The organism is Pseudofrankia saprophytica, from assembly GCF_000235425.2.
Classification (GTDB): Bacteria; Actinomycetota; Actinomycetes; order Frankiales; family Frankiaceae; genus Pseudofrankia; species Pseudofrankia saprophytica.
Window position 1 is genome coordinate 637,568 of sequence record NZ_KI912267.1, and the last position, 17,053, is coordinate 654,620.

At 73.4% G+C, this 17,053-nt stretch carries 12 protein-coding genes; 6 read left to right on the forward strand and 6 right to left on the reverse strand.

Annotated elements, in window-relative coordinates:
- Window positions 1-57: 57 nt before the first annotated feature.
- Window positions 58-3,099 carry an effector-associated domain EAD1-containing protein gene (locus tag FRCN3DRAFT_RS50270; RefSeq protein ID WP_007515282.1) on the reverse strand — a complete coding sequence of 1,014 codons (3,042 nt, stop codon included), beginning with the start codon at window positions 3,097-3,099 and terminating at the stop codon, window positions 58-60.
- Window positions 3,100-3,241: 142 nt separating this feature from the next.
- On the opposite strand from FRCN3DRAFT_RS50270, the gene FRCN3DRAFT_RS50275 reads away from it, so the two are divergent.
- Window positions 3,242-4,726, forward strand: a complete 1,485-nt coding sequence (locus FRCN3DRAFT_RS50275; protein ID WP_007515281.1) for a PP2C family protein-serine/threonine phosphatase — start codon at window positions 3,242-3,244, stop codon at window positions 4,724-4,726.
- A gap of 734 nt (window positions 4,727-5,460) precedes the next feature.
- Window positions 5,461-5,643, forward strand: coding sequence for a hypothetical protein (locus tag FRCN3DRAFT_RS48110; protein WP_035931136.1), 183 nt, complete (start codon window positions 5,461-5,463; stop codon window positions 5,641-5,643).
- A gap of 129 nt (window positions 5,644-5,772) precedes the next feature.
- Here the strand turns inward: FRCN3DRAFT_RS48110 and FRCN3DRAFT_RS0237210 are convergent, their stop codons facing one another.
- Window positions 5,773-6,792 carry a hypothetical protein gene (locus tag FRCN3DRAFT_RS0237210; RefSeq protein WP_007515279.1) on the reverse strand — a complete coding sequence of 340 codons (1,020 nt, stop codon included), beginning with the start codon at window positions 6,790-6,792 and terminating at the stop codon, window positions 5,773-5,775.
- 344 nt (window positions 6,793-7,136) lie between these two features.
- On the opposite strand from FRCN3DRAFT_RS0237210, the gene FRCN3DRAFT_RS0237215 reads away from it, so the two are divergent.
- The 3 genes from FRCN3DRAFT_RS0237215 to FRCN3DRAFT_RS0237225 all read left to right on the forward strand — a co-directional run bounded on the left by FRCN3DRAFT_RS0237215 (window position 7,137) and on the right by FRCN3DRAFT_RS0237225 (window position 10,541).
- The gene (locus tag FRCN3DRAFT_RS0237215) at window positions 7,137-8,132 is read left to right on the forward strand and encodes a hypothetical protein (protein ID WP_007515278.1); all 996 of its coding nucleotides are present in this window, start codon (window positions 7,137-7,139) and stop codon (window positions 8,130-8,132) included.
- Window positions 8,129-9,370 (forward strand): hypothetical protein, encoded by a 1,242-nt coding sequence (locus FRCN3DRAFT_RS0237220; protein WP_007515277.1) that lies wholly within the window; start codon window positions 8,129-8,131, stop codon window positions 9,368-9,370. Before FRCN3DRAFT_RS0237215 ends, FRCN3DRAFT_RS0237220 begins: the two co-directional genes overlap by 4 nt.
- Window positions 9,371-9,545: 175 nt before the next feature.
- Entirely contained in the window at window positions 9,546-10,541 is a 996-nt protein-coding gene (locus FRCN3DRAFT_RS0237225) for an acyl-CoA thioesterase (protein WP_007515276.1), read from the forward strand.
- A gap of 92 nt (window positions 10,542-10,633) precedes the next feature.
- On the opposite strand, the gene FRCN3DRAFT_RS0237230 is transcribed toward FRCN3DRAFT_RS0237225, so the two are convergent.
- The 4 genes from FRCN3DRAFT_RS0237230 to FRCN3DRAFT_RS0237245 all read right to left on the reverse strand — a co-directional run bounded on the left by FRCN3DRAFT_RS0237230 (window position 10,634) and on the right by FRCN3DRAFT_RS0237245 (window position 15,637).
- Window positions 10,634-12,169: an NAD(P)/FAD-dependent oxidoreductase gene (locus FRCN3DRAFT_RS0237230; protein ID WP_007515275.1), complete on the reverse strand. Its 1,536-nt coding sequence runs from the start codon at window positions 12,167-12,169 to the stop codon at window positions 10,634-10,636.
- A 388-nt stretch (window positions 12,170-12,557) separates the two neighbouring features.
- On the reverse strand, window positions 12,558-13,433 hold the full coding sequence (locus FRCN3DRAFT_RS0237235; protein WP_007515272.1) for an ABC transporter ATP-binding protein: 876 nt from the start codon (window positions 13,431-13,433) through the stop codon (window positions 12,558-12,560).
- Window positions 13,417-14,535, reverse strand: a complete 1,119-nt coding sequence (locus tag FRCN3DRAFT_RS0237240) for a taurine ABC transporter substrate-binding protein (protein ID WP_106410592.1) — start codon at window positions 14,533-14,535, stop codon at window positions 13,417-13,419. Before FRCN3DRAFT_RS0237240 ends, FRCN3DRAFT_RS0237235 begins: the two co-directional genes overlap by 17 nt.
- A gap of 229 nt (window positions 14,536-14,764) precedes the next feature.
- Entirely contained in the window at window positions 14,765-15,637 is an 873-nt protein-coding gene (locus FRCN3DRAFT_RS0237245) for an ABC transporter permease (protein ID WP_007515270.1), read from the reverse strand.
- Between the two features lie 508 nt (window positions 15,638-16,145).
- On the opposite strand from FRCN3DRAFT_RS0237245, the gene FRCN3DRAFT_RS0237250 reads away from it, so the two are divergent.
- Window positions 16,146-17,048, forward strand: coding sequence for a TauD/TfdA dioxygenase family protein (locus FRCN3DRAFT_RS0237250; RefSeq protein WP_007515269.1), 903 nt, complete (start codon window positions 16,146-16,148; stop codon window positions 17,046-17,048).
- Window positions 17,049-17,053: the final 5 nt, after the last annotated feature.

Consider the following 17,053-nt stretch of genomic DNA (forward strand, 5'->3'; position numbering starts at 1 on the left):
ATCGCGTCAGCGCCCCGAACTAATCCCGCTCCCGCGAGACAACCGGCAGTCGCCTGGTCAGCCTTCGACCAGGCCGTGGCGGCGGGCGACGGCCCGCAGCGACTCGAGGTGGGGATAGTCGCGCAGGACCTCGACGACCAACCTGCGCCCCGGCTTCGCGATGCGGCCGGCCCGGAGATCGGTGTAGATCGCCCACCAGACGAGGTTCGGCCGCTCGCCGCCGAAGGGGTTCAACGTCCCACGCCGAAGCCCGAGCCGCCCGTACAGCAGCGGCGCCGCCGCCAGTTCCGACCCGTAGTTCGCGGCCAGCGCCTCGATGAGCACGCGCTCCTCGTCGGGCGTCAGCGAGATCTCCGGGCCGTCCTCCGCGCCAGCCGCAGGCGGGGCCTGCCGCGCCGAGGCATCCGTCACGCCTGCTCCTTCCGATTTCATCTCGGGCTCCGATACCAGTGCCGCGGGCCTCGGCGCCGGAGCCACCGTGCCCGGCGTCGCAGGCGCCACTGAGAGCACCTGCTCGGTGGGGTCGGTGGGGTCGGTGGCCTCGGCGTCCAGGCCGCCGGGCCCGGGGGCCGTCGGGCCCGGCGGCCGGGCGGGAAGGGCTGGCGGGCTACCGGGCATGCTGAGCCAGGCCGTTCCGTCGTACTTGGGGTTGGCCACCACGACCTGCCGGAACGCGTCCGGGTCCAGGTCGAGGTACTTCTGGCGGATCACCGTCTCGAAGAACGTCTCCGAAACGATCAACGCCAGGTCCGCGGCGGGGTCGTCGTGAAGCGCCTGGCGGACCGGGGACGCGTCGACGAGTCTGGTCGCGACGACCACCGCGCTGCCCGCCCACACCGCCCGGTCCAGGATGACATCGCCTCGGTGCAGCGCCAGCCGCAGCCGGATCCGCCCCTGCGCGTTTCTCGTCGCGTTGTGCCGACGCAGGCCGATCCACAGCTCCCGCACGAACCGGGACGCGACGAGTGCCGCCGGCACCATCGGCGACACGGCGCCGAGAAAACCGTCGCCCCGCGACTGCCGTGGGAATTCGTCGGGCTCGATCCCGGCCCGGCCGATCGCATCGTCGACGACCTCCTCCAGCGCTCGGACCAGGTCGAGCTGAGCCTGGTCGTCGCGTTCGCTGTAGCCGACCACGTCGACCTGCACGACGGTCCTGGGCAGGGGCAGAGGCAGGGGCGGCGGCCGCCGCCCGGACGCCGGCGCGGAGGGCCATCGCCCGGGCGGGCCACTCGCTCCAGGCGGGCGGCCGCTGTCAGGTGGGGCCGGCGTGCCGGGCGCCGGCATACCGGCCCCGGCCGGCGACGTCCCCGGGACGGGCCCGTCGGGCGCCGGCGCGTCCAGGTGCTCGACGACCACACGGCCGTCGACGATGTCGGGGAGCAGGTCGGCGGGAACACGCTCACCGCACAGCACCAGCCGTGACGGGCCCCGGTGGCCGACGGCGGCGTGCAGGACATCCCTCAGGAAGCCGTCACGGAACGTGGCGTTCTGCGTGAGCAGCTCGTCGAGGGTGACGACCAGGAGAATCGCCGACCGGCCGAGGATGGCGGTGAACCTCGGCCCCTGCCTGGCCACGGCCTGGTGACCACGCGCCGCCTCGTACAGGCCCAGCTGGAACGGCTCGGCCTGGGTGTCGAGGGCCTGGGCCAGCCCGACGCGTAGTTCGCTCAGGGCGGCCGGCTGTCCATGCCGCGAACTGGCGGAGTCGGCCGCCGAGTACCAGCAGAACGCACGGAACCAGCCCTCGGCCTCGCGCGCGAGTTCGACCGCCCAGCCGGCCGGATCCGCACCAGGAGGTCCGACGAGCACCAGTCCGACCGGTGGCACCCCGTTCGGCCGCGCACCGCCCACGAGCCGCGCGGGGGCCAGCAGCCGTGCCGCCCGGTTGAGGACTCCGGCGGGCACGGGGCCAGCGGGTCGATCACCAGCCCACGCTGGGAAGCCCTCCATCCTCACCGATGCCGGCCCGGTGGCCGGCCCAGGGTCTTCCGGCAGCCGGAAGGCCAGCGTGGAACTGGACTCGCCGAACAGCGCGAAGGCGGCTCCGCCGCGCCGGCCGGCGGCGCCCGCACGAGCACCAGAACCAGCGATGTCAGGCGCCGCCAGGTCCGCGGCCTCGGTCGCGCCCCGTACCGCCGCTGTGAGTGCCTGGCCCCTGCCGAGCAGCCGTTCGTAGAAGTTCGTCGTGAACGCGGCGGCGGCCTCCCCGTCGACGTCGTCGCCAAGCGGCGCGAGCACGGCGCAGCCCAGCCTATCGGCCACCCGCAGGGCGACCGCGATCCCCGCGGGCAGCGAGGCCGGCAGGGCCCATCCGTCCACCGCTGACGCCGCCGTCACGGGCCCGGACGGCGCGAGCACCAGCAGCTTCAGCCGGCGGCGGAACGGCCGGAGCAGGGGAACGAGGTCCACGCCCGGCACGAAGGCGTCGCCGTCCGCCTCGCCGGCCCCGGCGGCCGCGAACCGGCCGGCCACGTGCACGATGTCCCAGCCGTCCTGGTCCTCCACGGCGGCGCGGATCCAGGATGTCTGTGCCCCATAGTGCAGGACCCGCAGCTCGAGCGCCCTGTTCGACCGGGCTACGAGGTCGTTCACCAGGGCGCGCAGCGCGTCGCGTGCCGTGCGCTGCGACGTCCCGTCGTCCCAGTCTGGCTGGCCGAACACGGCCAGGATGCGTACTGGTGCCGTGACCGGCCCGGTGGAGTCCCCTGGCCGGCGCACGCGCGCCCGCGTCCGGCCCGAGCCGGACGCGGCCCAGCTGTCGCCGCCGGCCTCGTCCCCCGGCTCGATGATCCGGACGAAGGTCACGCCCTCCTTCGCGAGCGTTGCGCCCCCGGCGGGGATCTCCTCCAGCGGCAGCGCGAGCAGGTCGGCGGCGACCGGCGGCACCCGGACCTCGACGGTCACCGGGGGGACCAGCTCGCCGAGCAGCCGCGCGAGGTGGTCCAGGCCGGCGTCCGGCCCGGCACCGGGGTCTCCCGCCACATGACCGTCGGCGCCGAACAGCCTCCAGGCCCACCCGCGCGCGGAATCCGGCGCCGTCTCGTCCAGGCGCGCCCGCAACACCAGCGGCCCGTCGCCGCTCCCGTGACCCGGCATGCGCTCCCCCACCCACGACCAGTGCCAGCACGATATCCACCCCTGTGCGCGGCCTGTCACAGCCGGCGGCCAACGGTCGCGGTTTTCTCCGGTCGGGCCGGGTACCCCGGCAGTCGGTGGAACCGACTCAACCGGGGTGGGCATGGGACGAGCAGCGACCAAGAACGCCCATAAGGCTGGCCACGGTGCCCTGAGCGCGGACCTGGACCGGCCCGCGTCGACGCCGCGGGAGACAGCAGGGCCGCGGGACACAGCGAAGCCAGGGGACACAGCGAAGCCTCGGGACACGGCGAAGAAGGCGCGCGGGGCGAAGCACGACAGCAAGGGCGCCGGCAAGATCGGCAAGAAGACCGGCAAACGGGCGGCTGCCAAGGCGGCGACCGCCACGGCCCCGGTCGGGTCCGGCCCGGCGACCACTCCCGGCGACCCGGCCAGACCCGGCGCGATGGGCGGAGCCGGCACGATGAGCGGTGCCTCCGGCGCCGTGGTGGACGCGATCATTGCGGCGGCGCTGGGCGAGGCGGTGGCGGAGTCACTCACCGACACCCTCACCGAGTCGATCAACGAGTCGTTCACCGAGATGATGGCGGGCGGGCTGGCCACCGCTCTGGAGCAGGCGCTCACCCAGACCGTCTCCGCGGCGGTGGCCCACGAGCTCCCCGGCGCGCTGGCGGCCGTGGTCACCGCCGACGCCGCCGCCCGCGCCCACCCCCACCCCCCAGCCAGCCTGGACATGGCGGAGTCGGCTCCGGCCGGGCCTCGCGGCGTCGGCATGGTCGACATGTCGGCCGGGTCTTCGACACCGTCCGGCGTCGACACGCACCCGGTAGCGCTGGCCGCGGCGCGGTCGGTGTGGGAGTCGCTGCCGCCCAGGCGGCTCCCGGTCCTGCCCGGCCTGGACGTGACCGCGCGGCGGGCGGCGGCGAGCGATCCCGAACGCGTCGGGGGCGACTGGTACGACATCACGGCGCTCTCGGCGGACACCGCCGTCCTCGACCTCGGTGACGTGGGCGGGCACGGCCCCGGCGCCGCGGCGCTGATGGCGGAGCTGTGCCACGCGACCCGCGCCTACGCCCTGCTCGACCTGCCGCCGTCCGAGATCACCACCCGGCTGGCGGACGTGCTGTTCGCGGGTGGCCACCAAGCGATCGCCTCGGCCGTGACGGCCCGGTTCGACATCCCGACCGGCCACCTGACCTGGTGCAACGCTGGCCACCCGCCGCCGGTGCTCGTCGGCTCCGACGGGGCGGTGTCGTTCCTCGGCGACGTGCACGGCCCGCTGCTCGGGGCCGCGCCGGGAGCCGGTCCCGGGGTAAGCGCCGGCGGGGACGTCGACGGGCGGGCCGGAACCGAGTACGCGCAGAGCACCATCACGATGCCGGTCGGCGCGACCGTCCTGTTCTACTCGGCCGGTCTGGTCGACGGGTCGGGCACACCGCTCGCCGAGCGCCTCGACGCGCTCGCGGCCGCCGTCTCCAGCGCCTTCGCCGGCGTCCCGCCACTCGCGGCCGCCTGTGACGCGCTGCTCGCCGAGTTGTCCGGCGGCCGTCCGTCCCAGGGCCAGGAGCCCTCGGCGGAGTCCCGGCGAGACGCCGACGCCTGCCTCCTGGCCGCCCGGCTCTGCTGACCAAGAGCGGTCAGACGCGGTTGCGACACAGACCAGACGCCGCGCAGACGCGACCTCCGGGCACTGACCCAAACGGTCGCTGACCTGCGCGCGCCGACTTCCGCGCACGGACTTCCACGCGTCCGGCCCTTCGCGCTCCGGCCGCCCGCCGGCCAGGGCCGGCGACACCGGACGAATCTGCCCGCTCCCCGTATTTCGACCATTTCCGCGGCAGACGGGACTGGTCTACTGGCGTCGCCGGAGACGGCAGCGATGACGCCAACCGATCGGGGGATGCGATGGAACCGAGCAACCGATAGAGCCGCCCGCCGCCCGCCGCCCGCTGCGACGGGCGGGCACGGCGGCTCGCCAGTCCGGCTCACCCAGGACCCACAAGGTGCCGATGTGGCCGACATTTGTCCAGTCGAGACGAATCGCCCTCAACCGGGCGATCCGCTGAGGCAAGTTGTCCAGCTCCTGTCTCACACATCTCGACATCTTGGGCACATTCTGGTCACCACGACCAGCCAGCTGGTTGCCCCGGCCGCGGCGTCGCCGTCGCTGCCGGGGTTTCCGGATCCCCGCCCGGCAGGTCCGCCGGTGGGGCGAGGTCCATATCGACGGATCTTCTGAGAACGCGCCGCGGCCACAGGGCGGTCGACGCCTGGTACGGGGAGGCGTCGGCCGCGGGCGGTGGCTCGCGGCGCGGCTGGCCGGCGGAACCGCCGGCCAAGCACACAAACACGGGACAGGAGATGGGCAGCAGCATGCGCGGGTCAGGGAAGACCGCCGAGACCGCCAGCACCACTACCAGGACCATCAGCACCGACGCCACCGGCGGTGGCGCCGGGTGGGCCCGCTGCGACGGCACCGGCGGCGAGAACGAGGAGCCGAGGAGCATGAGCCAGACCGGCGGGGGCCAGGTACGGACCGCCTGACGCCGGCCCAGCGACACGGCCCGCGCGGGATGACACGTCGGCGTCGCCGGTCACCGCGCGGGTCGGCCGGCGAGCTCGCCCGTGCTCACTGATCCACGGCGGGACCGGGGCACGCGCGCGGGACGGCGTTCAGGTCCAGCGCAGGCCGTAGCACAGGCCGAGCGCGAGGGGGCCGAAGCGGGCCGACGCCTCCCCCGCTCCGTCCAGTGGCACGCCCGTGAGGTCGATGGCGGGGTCCTCGACCGCGCGCAGCGGCAGACCGTCCAGCCGCTGCACCTCGGGATCGGCGCCGTCCGGGAACCGCACCCGCAGGTCCAGCGCGTCGCAGCGGATCGTCGGGACCATGGCGTAGCGCGGCGCCATCGGCTGACCCTCCGGCAGCCGCCACACACACCCGAACTCGTGCCGCTCCTCGGCGCCCAGCGGATGCGGCAGCCGCAGCACCGGGGAGAAGAGGGTGTCGCCCCGCCGGTCGAGCCGGACGATCCGGCCACCGAACATCACGTCCACCTCGAGCCCGCGCGGGCTGGCCGGCGCGCCCGGCGGGCGGGGCAGGCTCATCGACACCGCCACCTCCGCGAGCCCGTCCCGCACCGCGACGATCCGCCTCGACTCCAGCAGCTCGGGCGTCGGCGTGTCGAGCCGCATCAACGCTCGCACCCGCTCCACGTACCAACCGGTCGTCCCGACAGCCGGGTCCGGGCCCGCTCCCGGACCGCGCGGCGCCCGCTCGTCGCGTCCCTGCCCGACGCCGTTCGGGCCAGCACCGTTCGGGCCAGCACCCGTGATGATCATCTCGGCGAGCAGCCGGAAGGCCTCCTGGCCACGGCGGCGCAGGGTACGCGGATCCCGGTCGAACTCGACGGCGAGCCAGTTGAGCCGCTCGGTCAACAGCCGGTGGCCGGCTCGCGGGTCCACGCCGAGGGCGACGCTGGCGACCAGGCACAGATCCTCGGGCAGCGCCTCCAGCCACTCGCCGAGCCACTCCACCAGCCGGGACCGCGACGGGCCGCCGGGCAGGTCGCCGAGCGCGGCGTAGTGGCGCAGCAACGGCCCGGTCCTGGCGTCGAGGTTCGCGGCCCGCAGGCCACGGCCGCGAGCGAGCGTCCGCAACTCGTCGTGCAGGGCCGCGAGGTCAGTGCCGTTCATGGTTCGTCTCCGACGGACGCACGGTCGGGCCCGCGACGTGGGCGAGGCCCGCGCGGACCACGGAAGGCTGGCCACCGATGGCCCATTGGCGCGCGTCCGCCGACGTCTCCGCCCACCATTGGCCGGGTTTCATTATGCTGACTTTCCACCTGACATTGGGCACGCACGGCGGGCGGGCGGCGCGGCTGCCGTCATCGCCCGACCGTCCGTCGAGGTTTGCCATATAGATGCATTATCGGGGCGCGGTGGACATTACGCGCCCGGTTGGGCCAACGATCGCGGCCGCATTGTTCGCACGCTGACCAGTGACATGAGGCCATGGTGGGACTGACGGGGGAACCATCGTGCGACTGACAGCGGAACTCGAGGACACCGCGGTGGCGCGGTGGTATCGGGCCGCGCGTTTCCGGCCCGATACCGCGCGGCGGGAGACCGGCGGGACACTCCAACGGTTGAACTGGCACACGAGGACCAGGTACTACGAGACGCTGGTCCAGTTCCTCGACGCCAGCGACGGGTCGATCAACGGCCTCGCGCGCGACGCCCTGGCCGCCGCGGCCGGGCAGCGCCGGCCGTCGACCCTCTACTACCTCGTAAGCCCGAAAAGCCCGGGGTCGCTCGCGGGCACGCTGCGCACGGCGTCGTCCTCACGGCTGTACGAACGGCGCCACGGGGAGCGTGTGCTCGACCTGCTGGTCACGGAGACGAAGGTGTGGAGCTACTGGCCCCACCGCGAGGGCTGGCTGGAGGCACTCGACGACCTGGCCGTCGTCGACCGCTGGCTCGCCGCGGCGAGCCTCGTCCGGGTCGTGGCGGACTGGGCGGTGGGCTCGCCACCGCTGGCGGGCGCGGCCGGGTTCACCCCACCGCTGGCCGCCGTCGAGGATCTGCTCACGCTCGCCGACCCTGGCCCCGGCCGCGCCCGTGCCGACGGCGCGGGCGGGGACGCGCGGCTCGCCGAGGTCACCGGCCTGCTGACGACCGTGGCCCGCACCGCGCTCGGCGCGAGCGGAGTGGGGCCGGCCTTCGTGCTCGGCGCGGTGCACCGTCGCCTCGCGACGCTGGTCACCCGGCCGCCGGCCCAGTCCGAGAAGATCACCACCGACATCGTCGACCTGCTGACCCAGCTGGAGCACCTGCTGCCGGGGCTGTCCACCGAGGAGCGGCGCCGGATGGCCGACGAGCTCTCCCCCCGGCTGCGCGCGGTCCTCGACCAGCTGACGCGGCCAGGACCGGCCGCGTCGCCAGATCCGGCGAGCCCTGACGGCACCCCGCCAGGGCCCCTGGATGAGGATGGACGCGATGATCCGGGCGAGCGGACCGGCGGGGAGGAGCGATGACGCTGTCGTCCTCGCCGCCGGCTGGTGGGCCGGAGCGCGCCGACGAGCTGGAGCGCCGACTACGCGGCCGAGCCCAGACGGTGCTGACGTACACGGACGCGACCGCCGACCCGCGCCCGCTCGTCGGGCTGCACGAGGAGGTCCGCGCCGCGCTCGGACCCACCGGCCCACTCGCGCTGCTGCTCGAGTACAACGTCGAGGAGCTGCGCAGCCGCACCCGCTCGGTGGCCGAGTCCGCGCGGGTCTGGGCGGAGCTGCACGCCCGCGCCGAGGCAACGCTCGACCGGCACGACACCACGCTGATGAGCATCAAGGCGCTGTATGCCCGGTATGCACGGTTGTCCGGCGGCCCGGCGGACCTGGACGCGGCGGCGCAGAACTACGAGGTCGAATGGCGGCGGCGGCTCGCGATCCTGGGCGCGAAGGCGGACCGCACCAGCACGGCGCACGCCAACCTCGCCATAGCGCTGCGTGACCGAGGTGGGCGTGACGACCTGCGGCGCGCCTGCGAGATCGCGCGCGAGGAGGTGCAGGTCCGCCACGCCGTCTGGGGAGCGGACCACTCGTTCACCTGGATCGCGCAGGTGATCCTCGCCCAGACGCTCCTCACGGTCGCCGAGCGGGCCGACCCCACCGAGCCCGACCCTGACGACTCCATCACTGGCGATTCCTCCCCTGGCGACTCCGGCACCGTCGACTCCCCCACCCCACCGGGGCCTGGTCCCGGGCCGGTCGACGCGGACTCCTGGAAGTCCGGGCACGACCGCTATCCCCCGGTGCTCGGCGACGACCTGGCGCGGCCGCGCGACGAACTCATCGCCGAGGGGCGCGCGGTGGCCGCGGCCGTGCTGGCGGCCCGCCGGGAGCGGTTCGGCGCGACGTCGGACGCGACGCTGCGCACCCAGCTGGTGTACGCGCACGCGCTGTTGCTCGCCGGCGAGCCGTCCCAGGCGGCCTCGGAGATCCGCTATGTGCTGGCGACCAACCGCCGCGTCGGCGCGAACCTCGACCCCGGCTGGCCCGAACTGCTGCTGGCGAGGGCACTGCTCGCCGCCGTCCTGAGCGAGGAGGGCGACGACCTCGACGGCACCCTGCGCGACGACGCCCTGCGCCAGGCCAGGGCCGCCGTCGAGGCGCGGCGGGGCCGCTACCCGGCGGGCGCCCACCGGGTAGCCGAGGCCGAGCGCTTCGAGCGCGAGGCCAGACGGCTCGCGGCCCAGCAGACGGCGGACGAGTAGGCCACCGGACGGGCGGAGCGCGACCGGCCCGGTCCGGCGAGAACCGGACAGGCCTGGTCGGCTATGGCGATGACCATAGGCCGGCGCGGCGGCCGGGCGGGTAACGTCGGGGAGCGGTCCACGGATCACGGCCGCGACGTCGGCGGCCAGGTGGATCTACAGCGCGGAGGTCGATGTGAGCACGGCGGCGGACGGGGCCGGCTCCTTCCTTGACCTGCTGACGCTCGAGCAGCCCGAGCCGGACCTGTTCCGCGGGCTCAGCCACGAGGGCGCGCCGCTGCGGGCGTTCGGCGGGCAGGTCGCCGCGCACGCGCTGGTGGCGGCGACGGCGACCGTCGACCCGGACCGGCCGGTGCACTCGCTGCACAGCTACTTCATCCGCGGCGGCGACACCACCCGCCCGATCGACTACCACGTCGAGCGGATCCGCGACGGGAAGTCGTTCACCACCCGGAGGATCACCGCGGTCCAGCACGACGAGGCCATCTTCGTCCTGTCCGCGTCGTTCCACCGCCATGAGGACAGCCCGGTCGACCACCAGCGCCCGGCGCCACACGTCCCGCCGCCCGCGGACGGCCACCCGCTGTTCGACGGCCGGGCGCCAAGCGCCCCCGAACAGGCGGAGGCCCACGCCCCGCGGGACGACGCCGCTCCGCGGGACGACGCCGGCCCGCGGGTCGGCAGCAAGAAGTGGGCCGACGAGCGGCGCGGCGCCTGGGCCCGGCGCGGCTTCGAGGTGTGGGCCGTCTCGCCGGTGGCCCCGCCCGCGGCGACTGGCGGCGAGGGCGAGCCGGCCGGTGCGCCCTCCGGCGGTTCACAGCCCGCTCCCGCCCGGATGCGCGCCTGGCTGCGGGTGACCGAGAAGCTGCCGGACGACCAGCACACGCACGCCTGCGCGCTGGTCTACATGTCGGACCTGACGCTGTCGCACTCGATCCGCGGCCCGGAAGGCGGCGTGGGCCAGGGCATGCAGCTGACCTCGCTCGACCACGCGGTCTGGTTCCACCGCCCGTTCCGGGCCGACGAGTGGCTGCTGTTCGACCAGGAGAGCCCGACCGCGTCGGGCGCCAGGGGCCTGGCCATCGGCGAGTTCTTCGACGCGGCCGGCACCCTCGTCGCCACCGTCGTCCAGGAGGCCCTGGTCCGCCCCGCCCGCCGCCCCGTTGGCTGACGGCCCGGGCACCCACGGAACAGACACCCACAGAACAGAACAGCCCCGGCACGCGATGCGTGCCGGGGCTGAGGCGTACTAGGTGTTACCTGCTAGCGCGATCCGCCGACGCGGGAGCGGGCGGCGTCGAGGACCTTGCGGGGCAGCACCGGCGCGTCGCGGCCGGTGCCGTGCGAGCCTCCCGGCTTCGGGGCACCGGACGAGGATGCCTTCTCCTCGTGGTACTCCTCCTCGACGTTGACCGTCCAGACGTCGTGGTCCGTGCCCTTCGCGATGTTCTCCGCCGTCAGCATGGCGGTGAACATCGAGTGGTCGGCGTTGTTGTAGCGGAACATGCCGTTGCGGCCGACCGGGTGCACGTTGCTGGCGTAGTCGGTCAGCCAGCCCCGGATCGCGTCGACGTTCGCCTGATAGTGCTCGTCGTAGATCGGGTACGCCTTTGGCTGGCGCACGACGTAGCCGGCCTCGATGTCCCGGTACTTGACGAGGCCGAGCCGGTCGAGCTCCTGCTTGCCCTGCTCGATGAGCTTCTCGTCGGAGGCGGTCCAGTCGGCGTCGTTCTCGAACACGGTGTACTCGAGGCCGAGGACGTTACGGCCGTCCTTGACAAGGTACGGCGACCACGAGGCGAAGTTCTGGATCCGCATCGTGCGGACGCTCGGGTCATGGATGTAGATCCAGTTGTCCGTCCACGACACGGCGCTCGCCGGCACGACGAGGGCGACCGTGAGGAAGTCGCGGTAGCGCAGGTCGTGCGCGGCCTTGAGCACCCGCGGCGGCACCGGCGGGTCCATGATCTCGACAAGCTGGGAGATCGGCATCGAGGAGATGACCTCAGTCGCCGGGAGGACCTCCACACCACCCTCGGCATTCTCGGCGACGACCTCGTAGGCCTTGCCGTTCTCATGCCGAATCTTGGTGACCTTGGTCTCGAGAGCGATCTTGGAGCCCTGCGCGAGCACCTTGTCGCGGCAGACCTCCCACATCATCCCCGGGCCGTACTTCGGGTACTCGAACTCCTCGATGAGGGAGGTGATCTCCTTCTGGTTCGTCTTCGGCTTGACCGCGTTGAGGATCGCGTTGCCGAGGTTGAGGCTCTTGATGCGCTGCGCGGCCCAGTCGGCCGGCATCTCGCTGACCGGGACGCCCCAGACCTTCTCGGTGTAGGTCTTGAAGAACGTCCGGTAGAGCCGCCAGCCGAACCGGGCGACCAACCAGCTCTCGTAGTCCGTCTGGTCCTTCGGCGGCCTGACCCGGGCCTGCAGGTAGGACGCGATGCAGATCGCGGCCTCCTTGGGGCCGAGGTTCTGCAGCGCGTTCACGGCCTTGATCGGGTAGTCGTAGTACTTGCCCTGGTAGAAGATCCGGCTCTTGCGCGGCCGCAGCAGGAAGTCCTCCTGCGGCAGGATCTCGTGCCAGAAGTCCTCGACCCGCTGGACCTTCGAGAAGAACCGGTGGCCACCGATGTCGAACCGCCAGCCGTCACGCTCAACCGTGCGGGAGATACCACCCACCTGGGTGTCGGCCTCGAGGATGGTCGAGGGGATCCCGTACCGGTGCAGCTCGTAGGAGGCGGTGAGGCCCGCCGGTCCGGCGCCGATGACGACGACGTCTACGTTTTCCGACATCAAGACTCAGCCGTTCCTTGGGTGTATGACGAAGGCGACGACGCAGGTCGCGCCGCCGGTGCACCCGCGCGCGCGAGCGGCCCAACTCCGGTCACTCAGCGTGTCGGAACCGACGGCAGTGCCCCTCGCGGCGTGCGCAGCATGCCAGCGGTGGGGGCGTATCGCCCCGGAGAGGGCGAGCCGCTCGCGCATCGTTGACTCCGCTTCTAGTTCCAGAGGTCGCGGGGACTTGGGGGAGAAAGCGGATGGGGTTATCCGCTTCGCGCACACTGTAACCGGCCAACAGAACGACGAAACGCACGGGTCCGCCTCGCCACGCACTGTCGACGAACGGCCGCCGTCGGCACGCATGGGTGGATCACGCCGACGGCGCCGTCCATCCAGCGGTTCAGCCGCCGGCCGCGGCCCGGATCACTTGCTGGACACGGTCACGGAATGTGACGAATTCCGGTTCCGAGCGCAGATGCTCCCGATCAGGCCGCGCACCGAAACCGCCGTGTTCGTCGAACACGACACGTCCGGGCCGCGCACTGAAGGCCACCACCCGGGTGCCGAGGTAGACGGCCTCCTCGACGCTGTGCGTGACGAAGATCACTGTCGTCCCGGTGGCCGCCCACACCCGCAGGATCTCGTCCTGCAGCCGCTCCCTCGTCAACGCGTCGAGCGCGGCGAACGGCTCGTCCATCAGCAGCACCCGCGGCCGCCCGCCGAGCGCGCGGGCGATGGCCGCCCGCTGCTGCATGCCGCCGGACAGTTCGTATGGCGGCCGGTCGGCCACGTCCGACAGGCCGACCAACGCCAGCGTCTCGTCGGCGATCTCGCGCCGCCGTGCCCGCGACGCGCCGGCCAGCCGCGGCCCGAACGCCACGTTGGACCGCACCGACAGCCACGGGAACAGGCGGGGCTGCTGGAAGACGACACCGCGGTCCGCGCCCGGCCCCGTCACGGGCCGGCCATCGGTCGCCACCGTGCCGGCCGTCGGGGTGACGAAACCGGCGACGAGGTTGAGCAGAGTGCTCTTGCCGCACCCGGACGGGCCGATCAGGCAGACGAACTCGCCGGCGGCGATGTCCAGCGTCACGTCGTCGAGGGCCTGGCGGCGCGCGCCACGCCGGCCGAACCAGTGACCGACGCCGCTCACCGCGACCGCCGCTCCTCGCGACGGCGTCGCGGGGGCGGGCTCGGGCACGGCCGGGGCCGGGGCGGGTGCCCCGGCCCCGGCCTGGCTGCCGTCCTGGTCGGCCGCGTCAGCCGGCGAAGGCATGGTCGAGGCTGTCGACGGCGAGACCGGCGCGCAGCGTCTCGAGCGTCGGCACCGCGTCGATCTTGTCCTGGCTCTTGAGGAACTCGGCGGCGCCGAGCAGACCGTCGGCGAACTTGCCCGGAGCCTGCGGGGTGCCAAAGTAGTCGGCGCCGCGCTGCTGGTCGCCGGTCAGGAACACCAGGCCCTTGGTCTGGGCGAGTGCCTCGTCCGGCGACAGGTTGAGCTCGGCGCCGATGTCGGCGCTCGCCTTCGCCGGGTCGGAGGCGAGCAGCTTCACGGCCTTGTCCTCCTGGCGCAGCCATTCGGCGACGACGTCCGGGTAGGCGCCGACGAACTTCTTCGTCGCGACGCCGAGGTCGAACGTCGGGTAGCCGGCCGCGGCGATCTTCGAGGAGTCGGTCAGCACGGTGCCGTTCTTCTTCAGCTCGTCCAGCGTCGGCGACCAGACGTAGGCCGCGTCGATGTCGCCGCGGGCCCAGGCGGCCTGGATGTCCGGTGGCTCCAGGTCCACCAGCTTGACGGACGCCGGGTCGACGCCGGCGAGCTTGAGCGCGGCGAGCAGGCTGTAGTGCGAGGTCGACGCGAACGGTGTGGCGATCTTCTTGCCGGCCAGGTCCTTGATGCTGGTGATCCCGGCGCCGTTGCGAGCGACCAGCGACTCGGCGGCACCGATCACGTCGTGGATCCACACGACCTGGTAAGGGATGTTCAGCGGCGCGGACAGGCCGCGGGTGACCGGGCTGCTACCGGCGAGGCCGAGGTCGACGGAGCCGGCGATGACGGCGGTGTTGACGTCACCGCCGGAGTCGAACTTCGTCCAGGTGATCTTCGTGTTGGGGAACGCCGCCTCCAGCCACTTCTCGTGCTTGACGACCAGGTCGCCGTTCGGGATCGCCTGGTAGGCGATCCGGATCTGCTTGGGCGCGTTCGCCGCGGCGCCGGTCGCGCCGGCGGAGGCGCCCGCCGAGGAGCCGTCGTCGTCCGACGAGCAGGCCGCGGCGGCCAGTGTCACCGCGAGGACCGCCGCCGCGGGCGCGGCCAGCCAGCGGCGGCCCGCCCGCCGCCCCGACTCGTGTCCGAATCTGCCGGGTCTCAGTCGCATCTGTCTGTCCCTTCGGTCGGTCTCCGGCCGGGTGCCGGAAGACATTTCTCGTTTTTCCCGGTGGGTGAGGTTGGGAAAGTGGGGCTCAGTGGCCGCGGAGGGTGCGGCTGTGGCGCCAGCCGAGGTCCCGGCGGGAGAACCCGCGCGCAGTCATGGCCGGCGAGGACGGGCGGCGGCTACCGGACCCGGCGGCGCGGTCGGGCGCGGCCCGCGGCGGCCCGGCAGTCGGTCACGCCCTGCCCCGCCAGGGGGTGGCCCAGCGCTGGATCTGGCTTAGGGCCGTGTCCAGCACGATGCCGGACAGCCCCAGCACGATGATCCCGAGGATCACCACATCGGTCTGGTTGTAGCGCTGGGCGTCCCGGATCATGCCGCCGATGCCGGGGATGCCGTTGACGGTCTCCGCGGCCACGACCGAGGTGTACGCGACGCCGACGCCGAGCCGGATGCCGGTGAGGATCTCCGGCAGCGACGCCGGCAGGACGACGTGCCAGGTCAGCTGCAACCGGGTGGCGCCCAGTGACCGGGCGCCGTTGAGGAAGTCGCGGTGCACCCCGCCGACGGCGGCCGCGGTGGCCACGGCGACCGGCGGCATCGCCGCGATCACCAGCAGCCAGACCTTCGGGCTCTCGTCGATGCCCAGCCAGATGATCAGCAGACTGAAGTAGGCCAGCGGCGGCAGCTGGCGCAGGAAGGTCAGCCACGGCTCCAGTGCCCAGCGGGCCACCCGCACGCCGCCGACCAGCAGGCCGAACGGCACGCCGATGACGACGCCGAGCGCCGAGCCGAGCAGGATCCGCCGCAGGCTGATCAGCAGGTGCTCGTAGAGGAAGTGACCGTTGTAGCCACGCACCCCGTCATGCGTGGTGGACGTCCGGATCAGCTGGTGCCACACCGCGGACGGGGCCGGCACGAACACCGGGTCCCAGATCTTCAGGGCCGCGACCAGCCACCACACCCCGACGAAGAACGCCGCCGACGCCAGCACGGTCAGTGCCCGCCACGGCACGGCCAACCGTCGCCTGCGGCCGTCGGCCGCCGCGTCAGACCGCACCGGGGCCGTACCGGCCTCGGCGGCGGCTGGGGTGTCGGTGACGGCCACGGTCTGGTCCTCCAGGACGCTTCGCGGATCGACCGGTTCGCGGGTCAGGGCGGCTCGGTCGGAACAGGACGGGACAGAGCGGGACAGGGTTGACAGGGTTGACAGGGCGAGCGGGCATGGGCGCGCCGGGGTGGTCCGGGCGGACGAGCGCCGTGCCCGGGCCGCGGACGAACCAGCGGCGGTCGCCTGGACCGCCGGGGAGGTGGGAGAGGTGCGCGGCGGCCGGCGAGGGACGCGCGGCTAGCCGGAGCGGGCGACCCGCCCTGCCCGGCGGGCGCCCAGGTTCAGCGCGCCCGGCGACAGCGCATGCGCGTCACCCGGCACAGGTCGATGTGCCTGCGCCTGGTCGCGAGAGGCGCCGAGGCGCCTCCGGTCGCGCCGCCGGCGGGACGGTGGCCCATCCCCTGCCGCGGCGCGGCCGATTTGGTCATGGTGGGCGAGTATGGCCAGAGGGCGAACCTCCGTCAATACCTACACTTCCGGTCGACAACATAGGTAATGTGCGCCCATGCCCGCCGCGACCACTCCCGTGAGATCGACCGGCGGCGCGCTGGACCTGGAACTGGACCTGGAACCGGTCACGCCGGCACTGGGGGCACGGGTCCACGGGGTCGATCTGGCGGGCGACCTGCCGGACGCGGTGATCGCCGCGATCGGCGCCGCGCTGGTCGAGCGCAAGGTCCTCTTCTTCCCCGCGCAGCGGCTGTCTCCGGACAGCCAGATCGCGTTCGCGCGCCGCTTCGGGGAGCTGACCGCGTCCCATCCGGTGATGGCGCCGCTCGACGACGCCCACCCGGAGCTGTGGGAGCTCGACGGCCAGGGCGGTGGCCGCTCGGACGAATGGCACACGGACGTGACCTTCGTGCGCCGCCCGCCGCTCGGCTCGGTGCTGCGCGCGGTGCGGCTGCCCCGCACCGGTGGCGACACCCTGTGGACTGACCTGCAGGCCGCGTACGACTCGCTCGCCGCGCCGGTGCGCCGGCTCGCCGACGAGCTGACCGCGCTGCACGACGGGTCCGCGGAGTTCTCCGGCTACCTGGCCGCCCGGGGCGGCGAGGGCAACGTCTGGGACGGCGAGCGCATCCGGGCGTTGGCGCCGGTCGAGCATCCGGTCGTACGGGTGCATCCGGTGACCGGCCGGCGCGGGCTGTTCGTCAGTCCCGCGTTCACCACCCGGATCGTGGGCGTCTCGGCGGCGGAGAGCCGAGGAATCCTCGACCTGCTGTTCGCCCACCTAGCCCGGCCCGACCATCAGGTGCGCCACCGCTGGGCCGAGGGCGACGTCACGTTCTGGGACAACCGGTCGACGGCGCACTACGCGACGTTCGACTACGGCGACTTCCGCCGGCTGATGCATCGCGTCACGATCAGGGGTGACGCCCCCGCCGGCCCCCTCGCCCCGGCCGCCTGAGGCGG